The sequence below is a fragment of the Enterobacter sp. JBIWA008 genome, assembly GCF_019968765.1.
Lineage (GTDB): Bacteria > Pseudomonadota > Gammaproteobacteria > Enterobacterales > Enterobacteriaceae > Enterobacter.
Map to the genome: position 1 here is coordinate 116,120 of NZ_CP074149.1, position 21,213 is coordinate 137,332.

At 51.0% G+C, this 21,213-nt stretch carries 18 protein-coding genes and 1 pseudogene; all 19 read left to right on the forward strand.

All coding sequences use genetic code 11. From position 1 onward, the window contains the following. The 19 genes and pseudogenes from KGP24_RS00595 (at nt 1) to KGP24_RS00685 (ending at nt 20,800) form a co-directional block, all read left to right on the forward strand. On the forward strand, nt 1-1,155 hold the full coding sequence (locus KGP24_RS00595; protein WP_223562026.1) for a hypothetical protein: 1,155 nt from the start codon (nt 1-3) through the stop codon (nt 1,153-1,155). Beyond that, nucleotides 1,142-4,564 (forward strand): ImcF-related family protein, encoded by a 3,423-nt coding sequence (locus KGP24_RS00600; RefSeq protein WP_223562027.1) that lies wholly within the window; start codon nt 1,142-1,144, stop codon nt 4,562-4,564. Before KGP24_RS00595 ends, KGP24_RS00600 begins: the two co-directional genes overlap by 14 nt. Continuing rightward, nucleotides 4,564-6,159, forward strand: coding sequence for a type VI secretion system protein TssA (gene tssA, locus KGP24_RS00605; protein ID WP_223562028.1), 1,596 nt, complete (start codon nt 4,564-4,566; stop codon nt 6,157-6,159). The genes KGP24_RS00600 and tssA overlap by 1 nt, the downstream gene beginning before the upstream one ends. Before the next feature lie 29 nt (nt 6,160-6,188). Then, entirely contained in the window at nt 6,189-6,920 is a 732-nt protein-coding gene (locus KGP24_RS00610) for a hypothetical protein (RefSeq protein ID WP_223562029.1), read from the forward strand. Nucleotides 6,921-6,982: 62 nt separating this feature from the next. Next, a complete protein-coding gene (locus KGP24_RS00615) occupies nt 6,983-7,513 on the forward strand; it encodes a DUF805 domain-containing protein (RefSeq protein WP_223562030.1) in 531 nt (176 codons plus the stop codon). 19 nt (nt 7,514-7,532) lie between these two features. Beyond that, nucleotides 7,533-9,296, forward strand: a complete 1,764-nt coding sequence (gene tssF, locus KGP24_RS00620) for a type VI secretion system baseplate subunit TssF (RefSeq protein ID WP_223562031.1) — start codon at nt 7,533-7,535, stop codon at nt 9,294-9,296. Next, a complete protein-coding gene (tssG, locus tag KGP24_RS00625) occupies nt 9,251-10,354 on the forward strand; it encodes a type VI secretion system baseplate subunit TssG (RefSeq protein WP_223562032.1) in 1,104 nt (367 codons plus the stop codon). The genes tssF and tssG overlap by 46 nt, the downstream gene beginning before the upstream one ends. After that, nucleotides 10,335-10,871, forward strand: coding sequence for a type VI secretion system lipoprotein TssJ (tssJ, locus tag KGP24_RS00630; protein WP_282454302.1), 537 nt, complete (start codon nt 10,335-10,337; stop codon nt 10,869-10,871). Before tssG ends, tssJ begins: the two co-directional genes overlap by 20 nt. Continuing rightward, a complete protein-coding gene (gene tssE / locus KGP24_RS00635; RefSeq protein ID WP_223562034.1) occupies nt 10,864-11,316 on the forward strand; it encodes a type VI secretion system baseplate subunit TssE in 453 nt (150 codons plus the stop codon). Before tssJ ends, tssE begins: the two co-directional genes overlap by 8 nt. Nucleotides 11,317-11,330: 14 nt before the next feature. Beyond that, on the forward strand, nt 11,331-11,801 hold the full coding sequence (locus KGP24_RS00640) for a hypothetical protein (RefSeq protein ID WP_223562035.1): 471 nt from the start codon (nt 11,331-11,333) through the stop codon (nt 11,799-11,801). 586 nt (nt 11,802-12,387) lie between these two features. Then, on the forward strand, nt 12,388-13,632 hold the full coding sequence (locus KGP24_RS00645; RefSeq protein ID WP_223562036.1) for a GIY-YIG nuclease family protein: 1,245 nt from the start codon (nt 12,388-12,390) through the stop codon (nt 13,630-13,632). A 46-nt stretch (nt 13,633-13,678) separates the two neighbouring features. Then, entirely contained in the window at nt 13,679-15,058 is a 1,380-nt protein-coding gene (locus KGP24_RS00650; protein WP_223562037.1) for a VasL domain-containing protein, read from the forward strand. A 16-nt stretch (nt 15,059-15,074) separates the two neighbouring features. Then, entirely contained in the window at nt 15,075-15,863 is a 789-nt protein-coding gene (locus KGP24_RS00655; protein ID WP_223562038.1) for a hypothetical protein, read from the forward strand. Continuing rightward, nucleotides 15,850-16,059 carry a PerC family transcriptional regulator gene (locus tag KGP24_RS00660; protein WP_223563565.1) on the forward strand — a complete coding sequence of 70 codons (210 nt, stop codon included), beginning with the start codon at nt 15,850-15,852 and terminating at the stop codon, nt 16,057-16,059. Before KGP24_RS00655 ends, KGP24_RS00660 begins: the two co-directional genes overlap by 14 nt. After that, nucleotides 16,046-16,117, forward strand: a pseudogene (locus KGP24_RS00665) (hypothetical protein); the annotation flags it as partial. The gene KGP24_RS00660 and the pseudogene KGP24_RS00665, both read left to right, overlap by 14 nt. A gap of 185 nt (nt 16,118-16,302) precedes the next feature. After that, a complete protein-coding gene (locus tag KGP24_RS00670) occupies nt 16,303-17,514 on the forward strand; it encodes an ABC-three component system protein (RefSeq protein WP_223562039.1) in 1,212 nt (403 codons plus the stop codon). A 1-nt stretch (nt 17,515) separates the two neighbouring features. Next, a complete protein-coding gene (locus tag KGP24_RS00675) occupies nt 17,516-18,010 on the forward strand; it encodes a three component ABC system middle component (protein ID WP_223562040.1) in 495 nt (164 codons plus the stop codon). Then, nucleotides 18,010-19,992, forward strand: coding sequence for a DUF3732 domain-containing protein (locus KGP24_RS00680; protein ID WP_223562041.1), 1,983 nt, complete (start codon nt 18,010-18,012; stop codon nt 19,990-19,992). The genes KGP24_RS00675 and KGP24_RS00680 overlap by 1 nt, the downstream gene beginning before the upstream one ends. 190 nt (nt 19,993-20,182) lie before the next feature. Then, a complete protein-coding gene (locus KGP24_RS00685) occupies nt 20,183-20,800 on the forward strand; it encodes a Shedu immune nuclease family protein (protein ID WP_223562042.1) in 618 nt (205 codons plus the stop codon). Nucleotides 20,801-21,213: the final 413 nt, after the last annotated feature.

Sequence of the window (21,213 nt, forward strand, 5' to 3'; positions counted from 1 at the left end):
ATGAGTTGGGAGCGTCAAAAATCACATGTTACTCCGATGCCGGAAGAACCTTCTCTTCTTATCTGGCTTATCGGTGGTCTCGCTGCCTTGATCGCAGGAGGGTTGATTTTCGTTCTCCATGCTAATCAGTTGATGGGAGCAGGGCAGGATTACAATATTTGGGTTGTGTCCGGTTCTCCACCACTTATCTGGATTTTTTGCATTTGCCTGAGAGCCTGGCTCTATAACAATGGTGTTGATAAGCACGAATTTGAATCGAAAGAAGCTGACTACTCTCAACAGCAATGGACCGAATGGGCCGGGCGTTATCTGGCCGTAATGGGCAGTGAAGTGATCCTGCCTCAGTCACTGACAGTGCCAATGTTTATACCTGGAAGTACCGAATTAGAAGAATACAACGGGCTGGCCAGGCGGCTTGATATTAGCCCAGCCATAGCAACATCATTAAAACAGCTCGAAGGCGTTAAAGTTGCGCTGAAGCGATTACCAACAGATATAGCGTTGAAGGCATTTCTGTTAACTGATTCACCTGAGGAAGATGCTGCCTTAAAAGCGATCTTTGATGAATGCTGGCGTGAGTTGATGCCAGCGGAGCGTCCTGTCCCCACATTGTCAGTGCAACGCTCTCTTTCTTTTGATTCAGTAGAACGAAGAATCAAAACGCCAGATATTTCTGTTGAGCTTGTCATGGTGCAACAGCTGTGTGGTCGTGATCGGTATAGCGATGCGCTTGCTACACTGTTGCTGACAACTGATGATGTTGCGACCAAATATGAACTAGGCCACAACGTACGTCTGCTCCGTCCTATGTCTCTGGAAGGCGATGACATGCTCAGTGAATTTGAACTCTACTTTTCTACTCAGACCCAGTCTATCAATACTCAGCATATCATTGGTGACCACGTTCGTTGGGGACAGTCGTTTTCATTGATGCTTAAAGCCAGTGAGTTACATCAGGGGCACTGGAAAACAGAACAGCTGCATTGGCTTGAGACATATGCCGGGCGCTGCGGGCCATTTTCCCCCTGGATAATGACTGCCATAGTCAGTGATGCGGTACAGCTATTGAAGACAGACTGTCTGATGTTATCGGAAGGTGAAGGGCAGCGTTTTATTAATACCGTGACAACAGGGAATAAGAATGAAAGCAGTTGAGGATACTGTATGGCGTGGGAACTGGGGGCGTTTCGGGCTGACAATAATTATCACTGCGGTAGTCGCCTGGCTAATCTGGAACTACGGTGACAAGGTTGGTTTGGATACTAGAGGCTTAAAATGGCTTGGGTTCGCAGGCGCTATGATTTTGGTTTTATTCATTCGCCATGGCGGGATCGTGCGTCAGGCAATCCAGGAGCGCTGGCATCGTTTTCAGGCTAAGCGAAAGAATGTCCTGCCGGCCGATGAAGGCCGCGTCAAGCAGACCGCACCACGCAATGTCACCGTTGATTCCATCCGTGACGCCATGCGTAACCTTTACGGCCGTCGCTGGGGACGTAAAATCCGCGTCCTGCTGATAACCGGTACTGCCTCTGAGGTGGAGCAACTGACCCCAGGTCTTACAGCTCAGCTCTGGCAGGAAGACCGCGGCACGCTGTTGCTGTGGGGCGGTGACCTCAATACGCCAGCAGACAGTGCCTGGCTGACCGCGCTGCGCAAACTGCGTCGCCGTCCGGTGGATGGGCTGGTGTGGGTTACCTCGGCCTTTGACCAGCTCTCAGCACCAGGGCTGGAGCCGCCGCTGCCGGTACCGTCTGAAAGCACCATGGATTCCCTGTCTCACGCCATCAGCGCACGTATGGAAGCGCTTGGCTGGCAGCTTCCTTTATACGTCTGGTCTCTGCATCCACGTGCCGGTAAGCCGGAAGGGCGCATTACGCAGGCGACCGGCTGTCTGTTGCCTGCCGGATGTCGCCCTGAAGGGCTGGCAGAACAACTCTCCGCCCTGACGCCAGATTTGACTTCACAGGGGCTGCAGCAGACCTGCGGTGAAGTGAAACATAACTTCCTGCTGACGCTTGCCGATCAGCTCATTCGTGAGCCGGAGAGTGTGACCGCACCGCTGGCGGTGATGCTTAATCCGTACCGCCCGCTGCCGCTGGCCGGTGTGGTGTTCAGTCAGCCCTCTGCCGGCGCCGAACGTGCCGTGACGCACCACTGGGGCATGGATAAACGCTGGGATGTTTTGCCTGAGTCTGTCCGCACGCTTCCTGCCGGACTGCGTCCGCGCAAGCCGGGCATTCCCTGGCGTAAAGTGTTTGTGTCAGTCGCTGCCCTGACGATGGTGGGCTGGGCAGCCTGGATGGGTATCGCGTATGTCACCAACCGCAGCCAGATTGCCGGTGCGAATACCCAGGCCGCACTTGCTGCCCGACAGAATCAGCCGCTGGAACAGCGCCTGCACGCGCTGTCTGAACTCCAGAAAACGCTGGCCCGCCTGCAGTACCGCTCTGAGCATGGTGTGCCATGGTATGAGCAGGCCGGGCTGAGCCAGAATAATACCCTGCTGGCCGTGCTCTGGCCACGCTATCAGGACAGCGCACTGCCGCTGTTGCGGGATGCTTCTGCAAACCATCTGCAAAAACAGATTGATGCCTTTAATGGGCTGCCGCCGGGCAGCCCGCTGCGTGAACAGATGGCAAAGACTACCTATGACCAGCTCAAACTCTACCTGATGCTGGCGCGTCCGGAACATATGGACGCCGCCTGGTTTAGTCCGGCGCTGCTGCACGACTGGCCAAAACGTGATGGCGTGAAAGACGGTGTCTGGCAGGGCGTGGCACCATCACTGCTGTCGTTCTATGGCGCACAGTTGGTTGCGCACCCTGAGTGGAAGCTTCGTGCTGATGAAAACATGGTCAGCCAGGCGCGCTCCCTGCTGGTTCGCCTGATGGGGGTGCGTAACAGTGAATCGACCCTGTACCAGAAGATGCTCTCTCAGGTGGCGCACCTGTATGTCGATATGCGTCTTGAAGATATGACCGGTGATACCGATGCTGCCCGCCTGTTCAGCACCACCGAAATTGTACCTGGCATGTTTACCCGCCAGGCCTGGGAGCAGGCCGTTCAGCCCGCCATCGAGAAGGTGGTGAAGGCGCGCCGGGACGAGCTCGACTGGGTACTGACTGACAACAAGCGTCCGGTCAATAAACAGGATGAAACCTCGCCGGAAGCTCTGAAAAAACGCCTGACGGAGCGTTACTTTGCAGATTTCGGCGGGGCATGGCTGGCGTTTCTCAACAGCCTGCGCTGGAACCCGGCCGCCACACTGTCGGACTCTATTGACCAGCTGACCCTGATGGCCGATGTGCGGCAGTCACCTCTGGTGGCGCTGATGAACACCCTGAACGTGCAGGGGCGCACCGGGCAGACTGGCGAGGCGATTTCAGATTCCCTGGTGAAATCAGCCAAAAATCTGCTCGGTGGTGACAACAAGGATGCCATTGACCAGAGTGCCGGTGTCCATGGTCCACTGGATGCAACCTTTGGCCCGGTTCTGGCACTGATGGACAAGAATCGTACCGGTGCGCAGGAGCAAAGTTTGCAGTCATACCTGACCCGCGTGACGCAGGTGCGCCTGCGCCTGCAGCAGGTGACTAATGCTGCCGACCCTCAGGCAATGACCCAGACCATCGCCCAGACCGTATTCCAGGGCAAGGCCGTTGACCTGACCGAAACCCGCGACTACGGCAGCCTGATTGCAGCCGGTCTGGGGCAGGAATGGAGCGGTTTTGGTCGTACGATGTTTGTGAACCCGATGGAGCAGGCCTGGCAGCAGGTTCTGACCCCGGCCGCCGACAGCCTCAACGCCCAGTGGCAGCAGGCAGTGGTGAGTGAATGGAACTCCGCCTTTGGCGGACGCTATCCGTTCAACAACTCCAGCAGCGATGTGTCCCTGCCACTGCTGGCCAAATACCTCAATGCGGATTCCGGACGTATCGCCCTGTTCCTGCAGGCCCGCCTCAAAGGCGTGCTGCACAAAGAGGGCAACCACTGGGTACCTGACAGCATCAACTCGCAGGGCCTCACCTTTAACCCGGCATTCCTCAACGCCATTAACACCCTGAGTCACATCTCGGATGTGGCCTTCACCGAAGGCAATGCTGGCATGAACTTCGAACTGCGCCCGGGCACCGCCGATGGAGTGATGCAGACCGATATGATTATCGACAGCCAGAAGCTGACCTATGTAAACCAGATGCCGGCATGGAAGCGGTTCACCTGGCCTGCTGATACTGAAGCCCCGGGGGCCAACCTGAGCTGGATTAGCACGCAGGCCGGGACCCGTCAGTACGCCGATATTCCGGGTAGCTGGGGGCTGATTCGCCTGCTCGATAAAGCCAGCGTGAAAGCGTATCCGGGTGTGGGTAGTAGCTACAGCCTGAGCTGGAAAGCCCAGGACGGTCGCTTACTCAATTACACCCTGCGTACCGAAGCGGGAGAAGGTCCGCTGGCGCTGCTGAAACTGCGTAATTTCCGTCTGCCGGAAACCATCTTCAGCACCACCGAAGTTGAACCGTCAGACCAGGTCGCCAGTGCGAACAGTGATGCAGAGGAGGTCTACTGATGAGCACGCTCAATGCCTTACTCAGTGCCTGCCAGACAGAACAGGAACCATTACTTGTAGCAACCCGTGAGCGTGTGGCGCAGTGGGACAGCTGGTTGCAGCCGCTGTCCGGGCAATCGTCCGCTGGCGAAGATCCGGGCTATGACGATGACTTCCAGCAGATGCGCGAAGAGGTCAACAAACTCTCCGGAGCGGATACCGAACTCATCTGCCGGCTGGCAGAGAAGTTGCTGACCACGACCGCCAAAGATATCCGTGTGGCGACTTACTACTGCTGGGCGAAGCTGCACCGCGAAGGTGAGCAGGGGCTGGCCGAAGGACTCGAGTTGCTGGCTGGTCTGCTGGAGCGCTTTGGTACACAGTTGCACCCGCAGCGTGACCGCAGCCGTAAGGCAGCGATGGAATGGCTGGCCGGGTCGCGTATGACCGACTCGCTTTCCCTGTATCCGGAAGTGGTCAGGATCGATGCGATGCGGACCACCGGGGCACTGCTGCTGATAGCACAGCTTATTGAGAATGAGCCGGCTGAAACCCGTCCCGAACTCAATGCGCTTTACAGCGCGCTGGAAAGTCGTCTCCAGAAAGCGGGAGGCGTGGATGCGGTGGTACCGCAGAATGCCAGTACCAGCGAAACCCCTTCGGCTGCCAGTCACAGCGATGCCCCGGCCATCGGGCGGATCACCTCTGGTCAGGATTTGCTGGCCCAGGCCCGCACCCTCACCGAATATTTGCGCGAGCAGCCAGATGGCTGGCTGTCAGCACACCATCTGATGAAGAGCCTGCGTCACGACACCCTGCGGGCCATCCCGGCCCCGGATGCGCAGGGGCGTACACGCATCGAGCCGCCAAGAGCGGATCAACGCGCGTTACTCAAACGTCTCTACCTGCAGCAGAACTGGGCTGAAATGCTGGAAACGGCCGACAGCACATTTTCCCGCGGTGCCAATCATCTGTGGCTGGATTTGCAGTGGTATATCCACCAGGCGTTGACGAAATCCGGTCAGGAGACGCTGGCCGACATTGTTGTCGCTGACCTGAAAGGGCTGCTGACCCGCCTGTCCGGACTGGAGACTCTGGCGTTCAGTGACGGTACCCCCTTTGCGGATGAAGTGACGCTGAACTGGATCCAGCAGAGCGTGCTTGATACCACTGGTGGGTGGGACAAAGATACGCCATCAGCCCCGGCCACCGCTGGTAACGATGACATTCTGGCGCTGGAGCCGGAAGCGGTAGCGCTGGCGGACAGTGAAGGTCTGGATACGGCGCTGAACTGGTTGCAGAGCCGTCCCGGTATCACGACGACACGTCAGCGTTGGCTGTTGCATCTGCTAATGGGACGTATCGCGGAGCAGTACGGAAAGAATGAGCTAGCGATGCATTTGTTTGCCGAACTGGGAGAGCGTGCCGGAAAGGTGATGCTGAGCGACTGGGAGCCAGAGCTGTTGTTTGAGGTACAGGCCCGTCATCTGAAACTGCTCAGACTGAAAGCCGCTCGCAGTGAGGCTGACAAGGTGCGCCTGAATCCACTGATGGAACAGTTGCTGGCTGGACTGATTGCGGTGGATCCGGTTCGTGCTTCTGTTTTGTGCGCGTAATTTATTTTAATAAGACTAATGAGGAAATAATGAGCAAAAAATATTTGGCTGTAATGCTATTTTTATCAACCGTGATATTAAGTGGGTGTACTTCAATTCTTTGGGCCTTGAATAATCCAAATGATAATCGCAGACATTCTGAACGAGTTGAAGCATATAGTGATGAAATCCAGTCTGCTTTTGAATACAAAAATGTCAATCTGAATACTAAGTCACTCTCAGGAGAAACAGGAAGTATTGAGCTTCCATCTGAAGGTGTCGGTTTTATTGGTAAGAAAAATGTGTATTTTGTCACTCAGAATGGCAATGCTTTGCTATCACTCAATAAACTGATGAAAGATATTCCGCTTAAGGCAATCGGAAACAGTAAGTATATAGATATTAGTCTTGTCAGCGATTATCAGGGTTATGGTAACGCCGGATTTAATCAGTTCATTCATGTAAAAACTCGGCAACCTGCATCATTATTAACGGTTAAAGAAAGAACCCAGCTTACGGATGCCTCTTTTCAATTAAAAGACGGATTCTATCAACGGTCTGTCGAGATCAAAGGTGTGATTATCAATAAGTCAAGATTCGGAGGAGTTATACCGGATGAAGCATCTCTCAATGACAGCTATCAGGTTCGTTTTTATAAATACACATCCAGTGCAGGTATGGACGGAGGGACGCTTGCATTCAATGTATTGATGACCCCAGTCACTCTGACCGGAGATATCCTGCTGCTTCCTTTATATCTCCTAATGATGATAAACGGATGATATACCACATCTCATTATGGATTACGTTAACAATTACATTGCATGTCTAATTAGAGGGGTTTATGCCGGAGAGTCTTTGGCGTTGCTACTGGTCTGCGTGGAAAAAGAGTTTTATATATCAAGGGGTGGCTACCCGGCAGGAGTTTTGGTCATTTATTATCATCAACCTGATTGTTTTCTTTTTGATCGGTGTAGGGAGCTATTTCCTGCTCGTTGATGTCATGGCGGATAAAACCAGTGCCGGAGGCATGGCATTAGTTTGGGCCTATTTTATTTATCTTCCTTTGCGCACATTTGGACCTTTGATTTTACTCTTTCCTTTTCTTGCGCTTGGTGTACGTCGCATGCACGATACTGGAAAGTCAGGATGGTGGTTTGGGGGCCTGATGCTCCTGGAGATTTTTATTTTACCAATGTCAGCTGTCCTGATGTATTACGTCCTCAGGCATTTTCTGGATGAGGTTTCAAGCCAGCAGGTAGTTAAAAGTTTCAACATAAGTGCCAGCATTATGGTCGCTTTTGCCTTGGTCTGGTTATGTTGTAAACCAACAAAAATAAAATACCCGACCTCATATTCTGATTCGATAAATTAATTACCCGGGATTTATTTTTATGGAAGATTTGACCCTGCGTTATTACGACGCGGAAATGCGCTACCTGCGTGAAGCCGCCAAAGAGTTCGCGCAAACCCATCCCGATCGCGCAGCGATGCTCGACCTGGATAAGGCCGGCACACCTGACCCGTATGTCGAGCGCCTGTTTGAAGGCTTTGCTTTTTCGATGGGACGGCTGCGGGAGAAGATTGACGACGACCTGCCGGAACTGACCGAAGGGCTGGTCAGTATGCTCTGGCCACATTACCTGCGGACCATTCCGTCACTCTCGGTAGTGGCATTCACGCCTGCGCTTCAGGCCGTGAAGATGGCAGAAGTGATGCCCGCGGGACTGGAAGTGTACTCCCGCCCGGTGGGGCCGAAAAACACGGTCTGCCGCTACCGCACCACCCGCGATGTGATGCTCAACCCGCTGAATATCTCTGGGGTGACCATGACCACTGAGCCGGACGGGCGCTCGTTGCTGCGGATGCGTTTTGCCTGCAGCACCCAGGCGGACTGGTCCCATGCGGACCTCAGCCACCTGAGTCTCTATCTCGGCGCAGATGCGCCAGTCAGCAGCCAGCTGCACCTGATGCTGACCAAACGGCAGGCTGCCCTGTATATGCGTCTGCCCGGGCAAACCGACCGTATTCGCCTCGACGGGTACTTCTCGCCAGGAGGATTTGCCGAAGAGGACGGGCTGTGGCCGAAGGGCGATACTGCCTTCAGCGGCTACCAGTTGCTGCTGGAATATTTCACCTTCCGCGACAAGTTTATGTTCGTCCACCTCAATGGCTTGGACGGGATTAAGCCACCTGCGGGAGCCGGGTATTTTGATATTGAAGTGGTGTTCAGCACGCCATGGCCATCTGACCTGCCGGTCACCGATGACGCGGTTCGTCTGCACTGCGTGCCGGTGATTAACCTGTTTACGCTGGAGGCTGACCCGCTCACCATTACCGGGCTTGAAAGTGAGTACCTGCTGCGTCCTAAACGTCTGCAGGACGGGCATACCGAGATTTATTCGGTGGATTCGGTCACCGGTTCAAACCGCACCAGTGATGCCGAGTATGTGCCGTTCAGCAGCTTCCGCCACAAGGGCGGGATGATGCGCCGTCATGCACCACCCCGTTACTACCACACCCGCGTGAAGCGCAGCGTGACCGGGCTGTATGACACCTGGCTTATCCTTGGTGGGCACCAGTGGGAAGATGACCGCCTGTTTGAGCGTGAAGCTGTCTCGCTGCAAATCACCGGCACCAATGGTCAGTTACCACGCCGGGCATTACAGAGCACGCTGCTTGACCGCTGTGAGCAGGTGGTCAGTACACAACTTTCAGTGCGCAACCTCTGCAAACCAACGCTGCCAGTCTATCCGCCTTCCGAAGACCGTTTCCACTGGCGGGTTCTGAGCCACCTGGGATCTGGTTTCCTGAATATGATGAGTACCGCCGAAGTGCTGCGCGGGACGCTGGCGCTCTATAACTGGCAGGAAGATGAACTGAACACCCGGCGTCTGGAGGCGATTCAGCAGGTGGAACACCACCGCCTGCAACGTTTTGAGCAGGGCTACCTGCTACGGGGGCTGGATATCGAAGTGACCCTCGACAGCAACGGCTTCACCGGTGAGGGCGATATTCATCTGTTCGGTGAAATGCTCAACCGGTTCCTGGCACTGTATGCCGATATGAACCAGTTTAACCAGCTCACCCTCATTGTTCAGCCAGAAGGAAAATGCATCCGGTGGAAAGAGAATCACAGTCCGCGTCTGCCCGGCTGATAGCGCAACTGGGGGACCGGCTGCCATATATCAACTTTTACCGCTTCTGCCAGTTGCTGGAGCAGAGCCAGCCGGACAAACCGGTTACGGGCAGTACCTGGCAGGTACGTCATGAACCGGTACGTTTTCGGCCACACCCGGGGATGGGCTTTCCGGCATCTGAAATCAAAGGGATTGAGCAGTCTGAGCATTCGCATCTGCCGCCGACGGTACGCATCACCTTTATGGGGCTCTACGGCGTGGAGTCCCCGCTGCCGACGCACTATATCGATGATATTACCCAGCGACGGGAAGGGTATGAGGCCACCGCGGATTTCCTCGATATCTTCAACCACCGGCTGATTGCCCAGTACTACCGTATCTGGCGTAAATACTCATACCCGGCGACTTTCGAAGAAGGCGGTAAGGACAAAACCTCGCAGTACCTGCTGGGACTGGCCGGGCTCGGGATTAACGGCTGCACGGACAGTATCGCGACCCCGGCTTCGCGCTTTCTGGCGCTGCTGCCGGTCATGTTGCTGCCGGGGCGTACCGCAGAAGGCATGGCCTCATTGGTGCGCCTGCTGGCACCCAACACGCAGGCGAAAACCTGGCATCATGACAAACGCCGTGTGCCGCTGAAGAAGCCACTGACCATGAGCGTCAGCCAGCCCGTCACCCTGACAAACCGACCGGTGATGGGCAGCTATGCCACCGACGTAAACAGTCAGGTGCTGATGCGTCTGGCCACCACTGACCCGGCAGAAGTGCAGGGCTGGTTACCGGGCGGGGAGCTTCACACGGATTTAATGGCGCTGCTGCATGTCTATCTTGGCTCCCGCCTCGATGTGCGGTTACAGCTGTGTGTCGACCGCAGTCTGCTGCCTGATGCGACCATGAGCAGTAAACCCAACGCCGGGGCGGTGCAACTGGGCCGCACGGCCGTGATGCGACCGCTGAATGCGGCTAAGACCGCATCACACCCAAAAACAATCACCATTAATCTGGGCCGCTATGAGCGGGTACAGGAAAATATTCACCGCAGGGAGACCGATGAAGATGGCGATTACCGATGGTAAATTTTCTCTGGCTGCGCTGGCCGCTGGTATCACCTTGATGCTGGCGGGGTGCGGGCTGACTCAAAAAGTGACAGACGGCACCGTTGCTGTGACCAAATCGATTTTTTATAAGCAGATAAAGACCCTGCATCTGGATATTCGGGCCCGCGAGGCCGTCAACAGCAATGCCGGCGGCGTGGCGCTGTCGACGGTGGTGCGTATTTACCAGCTCAAAGACCGGAACACATTCGACACGACGGACTATCCGTCACTGTTCAGGGCGGACAGTCAGGCCATTAAAGCAGACCTGGTAGCTGAGAAAGATATCCGCCTGCAGCCGGGCGGGGCGGTGATGGTGGATATGCCGATGGATGAAAATGCGCAGTATGTCGCAGTGGCTGGCATGTTTATGTCGCCGGACCAGGTGAACAACACCTGGCGGGTGGTGCTGAGCCGTGATGACCTCGAACCGGATAAAGCCCGGGTGATTGAGGCCGGTAACAACCGCCTGACCCTGAAGGCGCTGAAAGATGAGTGAGTCATCCCGTCCTTCATTGTATGAAACGCTTTATGGCAACTTCACCGGCGGCCTCGACCTGCACCAGGTCAGCGAGCAGAACCAGGTCATTTTGTCCGTACTCGACAATATGCAACGCATCCTCAACTGTCGTGCCGGCACGCTGGCGCATCTGCCGGACTATGGTCTGCCTGATATGACCAGAGTTCTCCAGGGCATGCCGGGTACCGCCCATGAGCTGATGGGTACCCTGTCGGCTGTTCTGCTCAAATACGAACCGCGCCTGAAAAGTATCAATGTCATTCTGCTCGACGAGGAAATCCCCGGCGAGTTGCGTTATGCCATTGATGCTGAGCTGAAGGGCATTGGCCTCGTACGCTATGGCACCGAGTTTATGCCCGAGGGACGAGTGATGTTGAGACACCTGAAGCAACAGCAGTATATCGATACCACAACCCGTCTGTAAGGCCAGATAGCATCATGTCAGTAAAATCACAGTTTCTCGAAAAACTGCAGGCCCAACAACCTGCTCCTGTGTCATCTGTCAGCAAGACTCAGGCCGATATTGCTGAGTTTCGCCTCCGAATGGCACAGCTTCAGGAGCAGATGGACGCGTGGCTCGTGGGTACCGGACTGAATGTGGAGACGCTCAATACACCCGTTACGGACCTGCTGGTTGAGGGGGGAAGATTTGATATTGCCACCCTCGTTCTTCGTATCGACGACCGGTCTGTAAAATTTGTGCCGGCATTCCTTTATGGTCAGGGTGTAACCGGGTGCGTGGAGGCGACCTTCCATAATGGAGGGCTCGTGACGTCTCTGGGGCGATTATTTATGCGGTCCGGCACCGTGAACAACTGGACCTTTGTTCCGCCTGATGCTTTATCCCGCTCCGGGCCGGGTTTTGATGAGAGCACATTTTTTGGTTTGATTCTGGCGCTCCTTCCATAGCGGAACCGGAATGAGCAATAGTTTTATTTTTTTGCCTGTCTGTCATTGCATAATTACCTGGCGAAACAGCTAATGGCTGATGGAGAACAGAGCCACAAAATAACGAAATAAGTCACGGATATGGAAATGAGAAAATTAATCTTTCTTCTGGTCTCTGGGATACTGTTTACGGCACAAGCCGATGCTGCGCGTGGAAGGCAGCCCTGTTCCGGTTCAAAAGGCGGTATAGCGCACTGCACATCGGATGGCCGCTTTGTCTGTAATGACGGAAGTCTGAGTCAGTCGAAACGATTCTGTTCCGGGTATGGTTCCTCTGCAACCAGCAATCCGGTAAAACAGTCTACTTCCACTCGCAAAGCTAAGACGAAAAAAGTGACAACTGCGAAAAAGCAGGAGGCGCAACGTGTTGCAGAAAACGACGAACCGGTCAGTACCCAACCCCGACAGCCCACATGCGCTCCCCTCTATATGGCCAGTAAGCCCGGATACACCCATTTACCGATTTGCTCAGGGAACCAGTATTAATCCCCTTGCCCATTTTCAGTTTAAATCGTCAGGATTAAAAAAAGAAAGGAAAAAATAAAATATGGCACGAAGAAAAAAAGATGACAATGCTGCGGGTATTATTCTGGTTATTATTGGCGTCATTGCCTGGGGTGTTTATGTCGCGGTAAGAGCATTAATCAATATTAATGAGCGATTTATTGAATCTGTGTCGAATCCGGCCGGTATCATCGGTCTGTTCTTTGGATTACTGATAGCCGTTGCGCTGATAATGCGGGTTTTCATTTACCGGGGCTTCCGGAAGAAAACCGCGGAGCTCGAACAGGCTGCGTCTGACCTGGCACAGAAAGAGAAAGCCTTTGACGAAACGGTCAGTACTGAAGTGGCTCGCGGCCTGTATCATGAAAAGAAACAGCTTTCCGGTCAGTGGGATGACTTTCACAATGCCAGAAACAAAGCCTCCCGGGCACTGCAGCGTATTGTGGACTCCGCGTATAAATTCAAAGTCAAAACACTGCTTTCCGGCACCACGGTAAATAACTGGCAAAGCAAGTACGACCAGCTCAGGAAGGAGAGAGAGGCTTACGCGGCCATCAGCGAGAAAATCACCTTTCTGGAACTTGAAGATAATGCCGACTGGGAAGGTGTAAAACAGCAGTTTCTGGATAAGGTCGCCCTGCTGGAAAAAGCGCAGGAAGAAAAAGAATATCAGGCTGAGCTCAAGCGTCAGATGCGGGAAGAGAAGCAGCGACAGGATGAGCTGGAGCAGCAGCAGCGCGAAGCGGAAGAGGAGGAGCAACGCCTTGCTGAGCAGCAGCGTTTACTGGAAGAAGCCCTGCTCGCCGCTGAAGGTGCGCACCGGGAAGCGCTGGAAAGACAGCGTCTGGAGCTGGAGCAGAAAATCCAGGACGTGCATCAGCAGTATGAGCGCGCCAAATCCATGGCCCAGCTCACGAAGCAGGGACACGTGTATGTGATTTCGAATATCGGCTCCTTCGGTGAAAACGTCTTCAAAATCGGTATGACCCGACGGCTGGAGCCTATGGAGCGTGTGAAAGAACTGAGCGGGGCAGCCGTGCCGTTTGATTTTGACGTCCACGCCATGATTTCCTGCGATGACGCCCCGGCGCTTGAAAAGACGTTGCATGACCATCTGGAAAGCTACCGGATTAACCGGGTTAACCTGCGTAAGGAGTTTTTCCGGGTTGAGCTCAGCAAAATTATCGATGAGGTGGAGCGTCACCACGGGCAGGTTGAATATATTGCTGACCCGGTGGCGCTACAGTATCTGCAGAGTCTCGAATATGCAGAAAGCGAAGCCGCATAAGTAATACCTTTCAATAGCTCCTTATTCGTCAAATGGACAACTGGTCATGAATGACATCACCCCGCGTAAAATCAAAACCGGCGGCGACCCGCGAACGCTACCGGATTATGCCGCCCTGCGTAATGAGCTGAGTAAGCTGACGCATCCGGCTCGCCCGGATGTGAACTGGCGTTATGCGGAAAAACTCTGTCTCTCACTGTTTGAGCAGAACGGTGTGGAGTTGCAGACGGCAGCCTGGTATACGCTTGTGCGTACGCAACTGGCCGGCTTATTCGGGCTCAATGAAGGGCTGACGATACTCGAGGCACTGATAAGCCATCAGTGGGGGGCGCTGTGGCCTCAGCCAGTCCATGCCCGCATGGAAATCCTCAGCAGTCTGAGTCAGCGACTGCAGCAACGGTTGCGCTCGCTGCCGCTGAATTACAGCGACCTCAGCCAGTTGTACCGGGCGGAGCAACTGCTTACCGGACTAGGAGAGGTACTGCAGCGTCTGGAGCTTAAACATCTGAGTCAGCTCGATACGTTGCGTACCCTGATGCACAACAGTGCTGTCCGGCTGGAAAACAGCGATGGCATAGCCAGCAACGGGCCGAACATTCAGCCTGGTATCGTGTTGCCTGCCACCACGATGAATGCTGCGACAGCACCCACGAGAGAATTTGCTGTTAGCCCTGCTAAAGATACGCCAGAGAGTGCTGTGAAATGGGTGTACGTTGCGCAACCGGAACAACAGCCGAACGTGGAGGTGCTGGCAGCTATACCCACTCCGGTAAAAAAATGGAAATCCTTCGTCGCCGGGATGTGTACCATGCTGGTGATAAGCATAGTCTCAGTGTGGAGCTGGCATTTTCTTCACCGTCCAGACCCGCTACAGACTCAGCTTGCTGCTTCACTGGCTCCGTTTCCTGCACCTCTCACGTCTGAACAGCTGGGAATGTTGCGTCAGCAGACTCCGTTACCGCAGGACCTTATCGCACAGACACAGCAGCAGCTTGCCCGACTGGATAAGTTGCCGCCTGACTGGGATATTGCATACAGCAGAAAACTCATCGAACAGGTTCAGGTATTGTGGCCGGAACAGGTTAAGAGCCTGGTACAGCAGTGGCAACAACAGATTAATATCTCCGTACTGCCTGTCGATAAAACGAACGGCTGGCATGAAGGTATGACGCAACTTCAGGTTCTTGCCGATAAACTGAATGCACTTGATGGTCAAAAGGGAAAATACATCACCGTCAGTGAACTTAAATCGCAGGTCTTTGGCATGCTGACAAGCTTCCGGCAGACCGTGCCGGTGGAAGAACAGCTTCGGCAGTTGAAGGTGCTCCCTGAAGACTCTCCGCAGCGTCAGCAGCAGATTCAGCAGGCTGAGCAGCACCTCCGGGCTCAAGCCTATATGCTGGCGCAGGAAAAACAGCGTGACTGATACCAGGGAGTCTGACATGGTGGATAAAACGCAGCGTCACCGTAATCACTGGACACAGTGGACGGTCGCCGAAATTACGTTTGTGGAACAACACTATGGCCAGTTGTCTGCCCGTGAAATCGGGGAGCGGATTGGCCGGTCAGCCAATGGGGTAGCCCGGATTGTTCAGCTTTCCGGTCTGTCCCGGGGCGTGGCACCGCCCTGGTCGGAAGAGGAGCTGGTATTGCTCCGGACCCACTATACAGAAGGTATAGAGTATGTCATGTCACTGTTACCCGGGCGTTCACGCAAAGCTATTTTCCTACAAGCCTCCCATGCAGGGATCACCGGTCGCAGCAGCTGGAGCCGTGAAGAGAAGGCCTTTCTGGAAAAACATTACAGAAATCTGCCAACAAAAGAGGTTGCCGCCAGACTGGGCAGAAGCGTCAGTGCGGTGAGGGCGGCAGTGGTCAAATTTGACCTTGGAACATGGAAAAACCGGCCCTGGTCGGAAAGGGAACAGGCGTTGATGCAGGCGCACTACAGTAAAGGGATTGATAAAATAAAAGCGTTGCTGCCGACCCGTACCCGGGAGGCCATTTTTGCCCAGGCCGGAAAAATGGGGCTGACGGAACCCCGGTTCTGGCAGCCTGATGAAGACAGCCTGTTAAGAGCCATATATCCTGAGTCTGGTGCCCGTGGGGTAAAGGAGAAGCTTGCCCACAGGACGATCCCGGCGATAAAGCACAGGGCAACCAGTCTGGGGCTGAGGTCCTTCAAAAGGAAAAAACGGGTCTCAAGGGTAAGATATGATGGTGGAGGATGAGGCTGCACACAAGCTGGAGGCTGCTGGTCTCTGGCACAGGGCTGCCAGCCGCTGGCTTGATGTGATGCAGCACCATGGGCTGACGGATCAGCAACGTGACCGAATACGTCAGCACAGAAAATATTGTCTTTCCTGCGCGAAGCCCATCAGCTCCCCGGAGAAACGTGATGCGGCGGAAATCGCAAGGGCAGCGTGAACGTTTGGTCGCCAAGCTGGAAGACGCCGAGGTTCAACTGGAGAATAACGTGATGCAACTAAGAAAGGTTATCGCATAAAGGAGACAGTCCCAGCTTTTCGTTAAAAAACTAGATATTTCAAGATAATGGTTTCGAATGTGAACTTGAACAGAATTCTGGGTGATAATCTAGATTTTCACCATTATCTTCTTGTAATATGCCCAAAAGGGTGAAATAGCACCTTCTATTTCGGATGGAACCATATGGCAATTTCAAAAAAGAATGGTCAATCTAAGCCCAAGCGGAAAACTGAGGTTCCTGGTCAAGCGTTAGGGTACAGCCTTCAATTTACACTGCTCACTCATTTGTTGCTTCAAGCGCCTGAGGGTAGTCTTTGCAGTTTGGAGGTACTTGATGACGTTGCCCAAGAGAATAATTCTGGTGATATCAGATTCATTCAAAGTAAAAGCGCTCTTACAGCTAATCCTGCAGCTGATCGTGCAAAATCATTATGGAAAACACTTTCTAATTGGATTGACCTTGCTACATCCCTAGGCTTCGAAGTGGAAAAAGCCATTTTTGAGCTATATGTATCGCGTCCAGTTGAAGGGAGTATAGTTAAAAAGTTTAATGAAGCTAAAACACCAGAGGATGCCCAAGAAGCCATTACCCATGCCCGAACAGAATTATGGGGAGATTCACCACACTTCAATTTGAAGGATGACATCTCGAAAGAAATTTCCAAATACGTCGAAAAAGTCTTTACCGCAGACCAAAACCTTCTACAACGACTTATTTGCAACTTTCAACTGACACTTGGTAGTGGTAGTCCACAAGCAGATCTTGAAGCATGTGTGCGAAGCCATCCTGTCTCGCCTTCAAAGGTTAGTGATATCACTAATTACCTTTGCGGAAAAGTGAAACGCCACATCGATATGCTTCTAGAGGCAGAAAAACCTGCTGTCATTGCCCGTGATGATTTTTACACTTGGTACAAAGCATATGTTCAGAAAATAGATCGCCAGATGGTTCTTTCTAGCCGTGCTCAGGCCCCAGTAAAAGAGAAGGCTCAGGAGTATCTTCCTGATAAATTTGTCCAACAATTAGAGATCATCGGCCTGCCTTATGAAGAAATACTTGGAGCCATAAGTGACTATTTAATGGCCTCATTTGACCGAACTGATTGGGCAGCGCGAGGAGAGGTTGACGAAACCTCATTTGATGATTTGGATACTGTGCTTCAGAGAACATGGAAGAATAAACAGAGAATCTGTGGTTTAACACACAGAGAAAAGCCCGAACAAGATCAAGGGCAGCTACTTTACTTTGAATGTATGCAGTTTAATACCCCACTTCAGGCTATGTCTCCGCCAAGCCATTTTATTCCCGGTTGCTATCATATTTTAGCTGATAGCTTAGCTGTAGGATGGCATCCAAACTATACGACGCAGTTGAAGAATAAGAAGGTCGCATAAAATGCTGGCAAGGGAAGCTCAAAATATTCAGAATCCTGCATTAGGCGCTGCTCTTGTATGGCGGTTTTGTTGTGGTTATGTCAAAACTAATCGGGTAAGCGCGCCCCCTCCTCTTCCATTTCTCTTTCTGGTACTACCTATAATTCTGCATCAAGAGACTTCTGAGTTTGTTAAGCGTACCTATAAAAGTTCAGGGCTGCGGGCTTTTGCTGCAAAGTTTGGCGATTCGTCGGTATCAAAGCAAGATTTGCTGTTTCAAATTCATGAACGTTCAATCCGTTGGCGACAGCTTAGCCTGCGATCAATTGAGCTTGCTGTCGCAGGCGATCTACTCAAATTGCAAGATGAGGGTGATGTAATCCCTTTATCGAAAACAAAGGCGAGGGGATTATCGGATGAGGTGAAGATACTCATGGATTTGGCAGAAAAACTGGGCTCTTGGTTTGGTGAACTCTCGATTCATGAGGTTGTGACAACTTTAAAGGTGAAACTCTAATGTATTTTCAAATTCGAGGCATCATACTCTGGCCACGAAATAAAAAATTTAAGCCTCGTACCATTCGTTTTGAACTCGGCAAAGTTAATGTCATCAGTGGTGCCTCACGCACTGGGAAATCGGCAGTAATTCCCATCATTGATTATTGTCTTGGTTCCAATAGCTGTTCAATTCCAGTAAATACTATTCGTAGATATTGTGAGTGGTTTGGGATCGTCGTGGCAACAGAGCAAGGTGAAAAATTGTTGGCACGAAAAGAACCAGGAAACCAACGTAGCACCACTGATATGTATGTATTAGAGGCTGAAAATATTACGTCCATCCCAAGCCGTCTGGAAAAAAACACTAATGTTATTGCAGTAAAGAGAATGCTTGATGATTTGGCTAACCTTTCGAATCTTGACTTTTCAGGTGGTGATGAAAATTCAGGATTTGATGGCCGACCAGCTTTTCGTGATTTAGCTGCTTTCACATTTCAGCCGCAAAACGTTGTTGCTAATCCCGATGTTTTATTCTTTAAAACTAATACCTATGAACATAGGGAAAAATTGCGGAAGATTTTTCCCTATGTCCTTGGCGCAGTAACATCTGAATTAATGGCTAAACAGTTTGAGCTCAATAGAGCTCGCCTATTGTTACGTCGCAAAGAACGAGAACTCAAAGATGTCCAAACTATATCAGCACAATGGCTTGCTGATTTAAAGTCTAAGTACAGTGAGGCCCAAGAGCTTGGCTTGGTACCTAAACCGCAAGAACAGTTATCCCGAGAGCAAATGATTGGGCACCTTGAAAATGTTATTTCACAAACCGATCTAGCTTTGGAAGTAACCGTATCAACAATTTCAGACGCTTTGGATGAATTAAATAAGCTTGAAAACGAAGAGCGATTAGTTTCTCGTGAACTAACTACAATGCGTCACCGTCTTGAAGAAATGAACCGTCTAAGAGTTGGAGTACATCAATATGAAAATGCCCTTCTAATGCAACGTGACCGGCTTAAAATTTCTGACTGGTTATTATCTAACGCAAATGATGAGTCAGATTGCCCCATGTGTGGTAGCCATTCTGATTCTGCCAAGCAAAAGCTACAAGTTCTTGTCCAACGACTATCAGATGTTGAGGCTGCGATAGGTGCTGATACCCATAAGGAAGTTCCAGCCGCATTTGATAGAGAGCTACAACGTGTAACCTCTGAAGTGTCTAACGCAACCGAGCGTTTAAGGTCCATTCAGTTAAGTAAGCGAGCCTTAACGAGCAGATCGAAGGAGGCGCGTGAGCAACAGTTTTCCACCAGGCGTGCTGAGCGTTTTGTCGGCAATATCGAATCTGCGCTAGAGTTACATAGAAAACTAGGAAGCGATAGTGAACTTGTAGAAGAAGTAAATAATCTCAAAGAAATAGTACAGAACTGGGAAAAAGAGTTACGTGAAAAAGATATCGAATTGCGTAAAAGCCAAGCATTAAGAGTTATTAACGCTAAAGCAGGGAATATCCTTCAAGGTTTAGATGTTGAAGACCCAAATGCACCTATTTCTTTAGAAATTAATGACCTAACAATCAAAGTGTTAGGGGGTGAGCGTGATGATTATCTTTCAGAGATAGGAAGTGGCTCAAATTGGCTCTCCTATCATTTGGCAGTATTACTCTCTCTCCATCAATTTTATTTAAGTCAAAAAAATAATCCTGTACCCAGTTTTCTTATTCTTGATCAACCAAGTCAGGTCTATTTTCCTAAATCTACTCAGCTTCAAAACGTTGCTAATGAAGATGAACCAAAGCTTCGTGATGAAGATGTTGAAGCTGTTAGACGGGCATTTGAAACAATGGGTAACGTAGTGATTAAGGAAAATGGGAAACTTCAACTAATAGTTTTAGATCATGCACCACGCGAAGTTTGGGGAGAAATTGATGGTGTCGTTGGATTGCCAGAATGGCGCGACGGTATTAAATTGGTCCCGATGGAATGGTTAACTGATGCTTAATTAAATCATCTATTATTCCGTATACAGAGGTTACAACCTATCAGACTAAAAGCATATTACTTTTCTGATAGGCTTTTGATATTTTACTCTTCTGATTTCCAATATCAATATATCCGAGCGCTGAGGCTCATGTACTGTTAGAACAGCTATTAACTCACAAAGTTGGTTGAACTAATAATGGGTATAAAAAATGAACGAATTGATCGCCTTAATTAATACTGACCCCGAAGAGTCTACAGTGCAGAAATTTTTCGAGAAACATCCGGCCTCAATCATTGGCACTGCCTATGCGCTATCGAATACATTGATAGCTAAACTTCCATTAGGTGTCGATTTTGTTACAGATTTTACATGGGTAAATCCTCGTTCTGGGCCTACATATGTTTATCTGATTGAAATCGAAAAACCTTCTAAATCAATTTTTAATAAAAATGATTCATTTACTCAAAGTTTCAATCACGCATACGGACAAGTGGAAGATTGGCTGGGTTGGTACGCGAGAAACCAAGATGCCTTTCGAGATATATTAGTCCCATTAAAGTCTCATAATGACTTACCGCCATTTTTTGCTGTAAGAGGAATTTTGATCTATGGGAGAGATTCGGAGTTAAGTAATAACAGGAGAGAGGAGCGTTGGGTTCAAAAAGGATTATCAAATCCATTTATTGAAGTACGAACATATGATGGGTGGGCTCGTGAAAAAAACAACACTATACCTCCTCATGATATATTATCTGACTATCTATCCACTGTGCATTATTCCAACCGTTCTTATATCAACAAAGACCTCCAAAAAGTTAATATATAGTTATTTACTAAAGGTGATTGGAGTAAAAATAGGCAGACTTCATTAGTTATGATGATACCTGCTTGTTTAATTATCGCTTCAAATATAATTCTATTTTCTTGTAAGGAAATTTTTATAAGTCTGAGATGTGAAAATTATAAAAAATGACAGTGGCATTTCTTATTAAAGCACCTATCATAAATCCTTAGTATTGCTATTATCGATAACATGACTTGTATAGCTCAAGAATATAAGAGCAAGCGCTCTCATGTTATTTTAAGTAGTAGCCTCTATAATTTTATCGCCTGATACTAAACCGGAAATCTCAAAAAGTGCATGGAACTAAAAAGGGTGTGCTTACACACAACAATGAAAGCTTCATAAGCTGCATCAGACCAACTGTCATCCCTTCGGTTGTCGTTTGTTATTGGACG

Bases quoted from the DNA above. Each gene is read 5' to 3' on its own strand.
- tssJ (WP_282454302.1), top strand. From the start codon at position 10,335: ATGGCGATTACCGATGGTAAATTTTCTCTGGCTGCGCTGGCCGCTGGT.
- KGP24_RS00670 (WP_223562039.1), top strand. From the start codon at position 16,303: ATGGCAATTTCAAAAAAGAATGGTCAATCTAAGCCCAAGCGGAAAACT.
- KGP24_RS00610 (WP_223562029.1), top strand. From the start codon at position 6,189: ATGAGCAAAAAATATTTGGCTGTAATGCTATTTTTATCAACCGTGATA.
- KGP24_RS00615 (WP_223562030.1), top strand. From the start codon at position 6,983: ATGCCGGAGAGTCTTTGGCGTTGCTACTGGTCTGCGTGGAAAAAGAGT.
- tssG (WP_223562032.1), top strand. From the start codon at position 9,251: ATGCATCCGGTGGAAAGAGAATCACAGTCCGCGTCTGCCCGGCTGATA.
- tssF (WP_223562031.1), top strand. From the start codon at position 7,533: ATGGAAGATTTGACCCTGCGTTATTACGACGCGGAAATGCGCTACCTG.
- KGP24_RS00655 (WP_223562038.1), top strand. From the start codon at position 15,075: ATGGTGGATAAAACGCAGCGTCACCGTAATCACTGGACACAGTGGACG.
- KGP24_RS00685 (WP_223562042.1), top strand. From the start codon at position 20,183: ATGAACGAATTGATCGCCTTAATTAATACTGACCCCGAAGAGTCTACA.
- KGP24_RS00650 (WP_223562037.1), top strand. From the start codon at position 13,679: ATGAATGACATCACCCCGCGTAAAATCAAAACCGGCGGCGACCCGCGA.
- KGP24_RS00600 (WP_223562027.1), top strand. From the start codon at position 1,142: ATGAAAGCAGTTGAGGATACTGTATGGCGTGGGAACTGGGGGCGTTTC.
- tssA (WP_223562028.1), top strand. From the start codon at position 4,564: ATGAGCACGCTCAATGCCTTACTCAGTGCCTGCCAGACAGAACAGGAA.
- KGP24_RS00660 (WP_223563565.1), top strand. From the start codon at position 15,850: ATGGTGGAGGATGAGGCTGCACACAAGCTGGAGGCTGCTGGTCTCTGG.
- KGP24_RS00675 (WP_223562040.1), top strand. From the start codon at position 17,516: ATGCTGGCAAGGGAAGCTCAAAATATTCAGAATCCTGCATTAGGCGCT.
- KGP24_RS00640 (WP_223562035.1), top strand. From the start codon at position 11,331: ATGTCAGTAAAATCACAGTTTCTCGAAAAACTGCAGGCCCAACAACCT.
- KGP24_RS00645 (WP_223562036.1), top strand. From the start codon at position 12,388: ATGGCACGAAGAAAAAAAGATGACAATGCTGCGGGTATTATTCTGGTT.
- KGP24_RS00680 (WP_223562041.1), top strand. From the start codon at position 18,010: ATGTATTTTCAAATTCGAGGCATCATACTCTGGCCACGAAATAAAAAA.
- KGP24_RS00595 (WP_223562026.1), top strand. From the start codon at position 1: ATGAGTTGGGAGCGTCAAAAATCACATGTTACTCCGATGCCGGAAGAA.
- tssE (WP_223562034.1), top strand. From the start codon at position 10,864: ATGAGTGAGTCATCCCGTCCTTCATTGTATGAAACGCTTTATGGCAAC.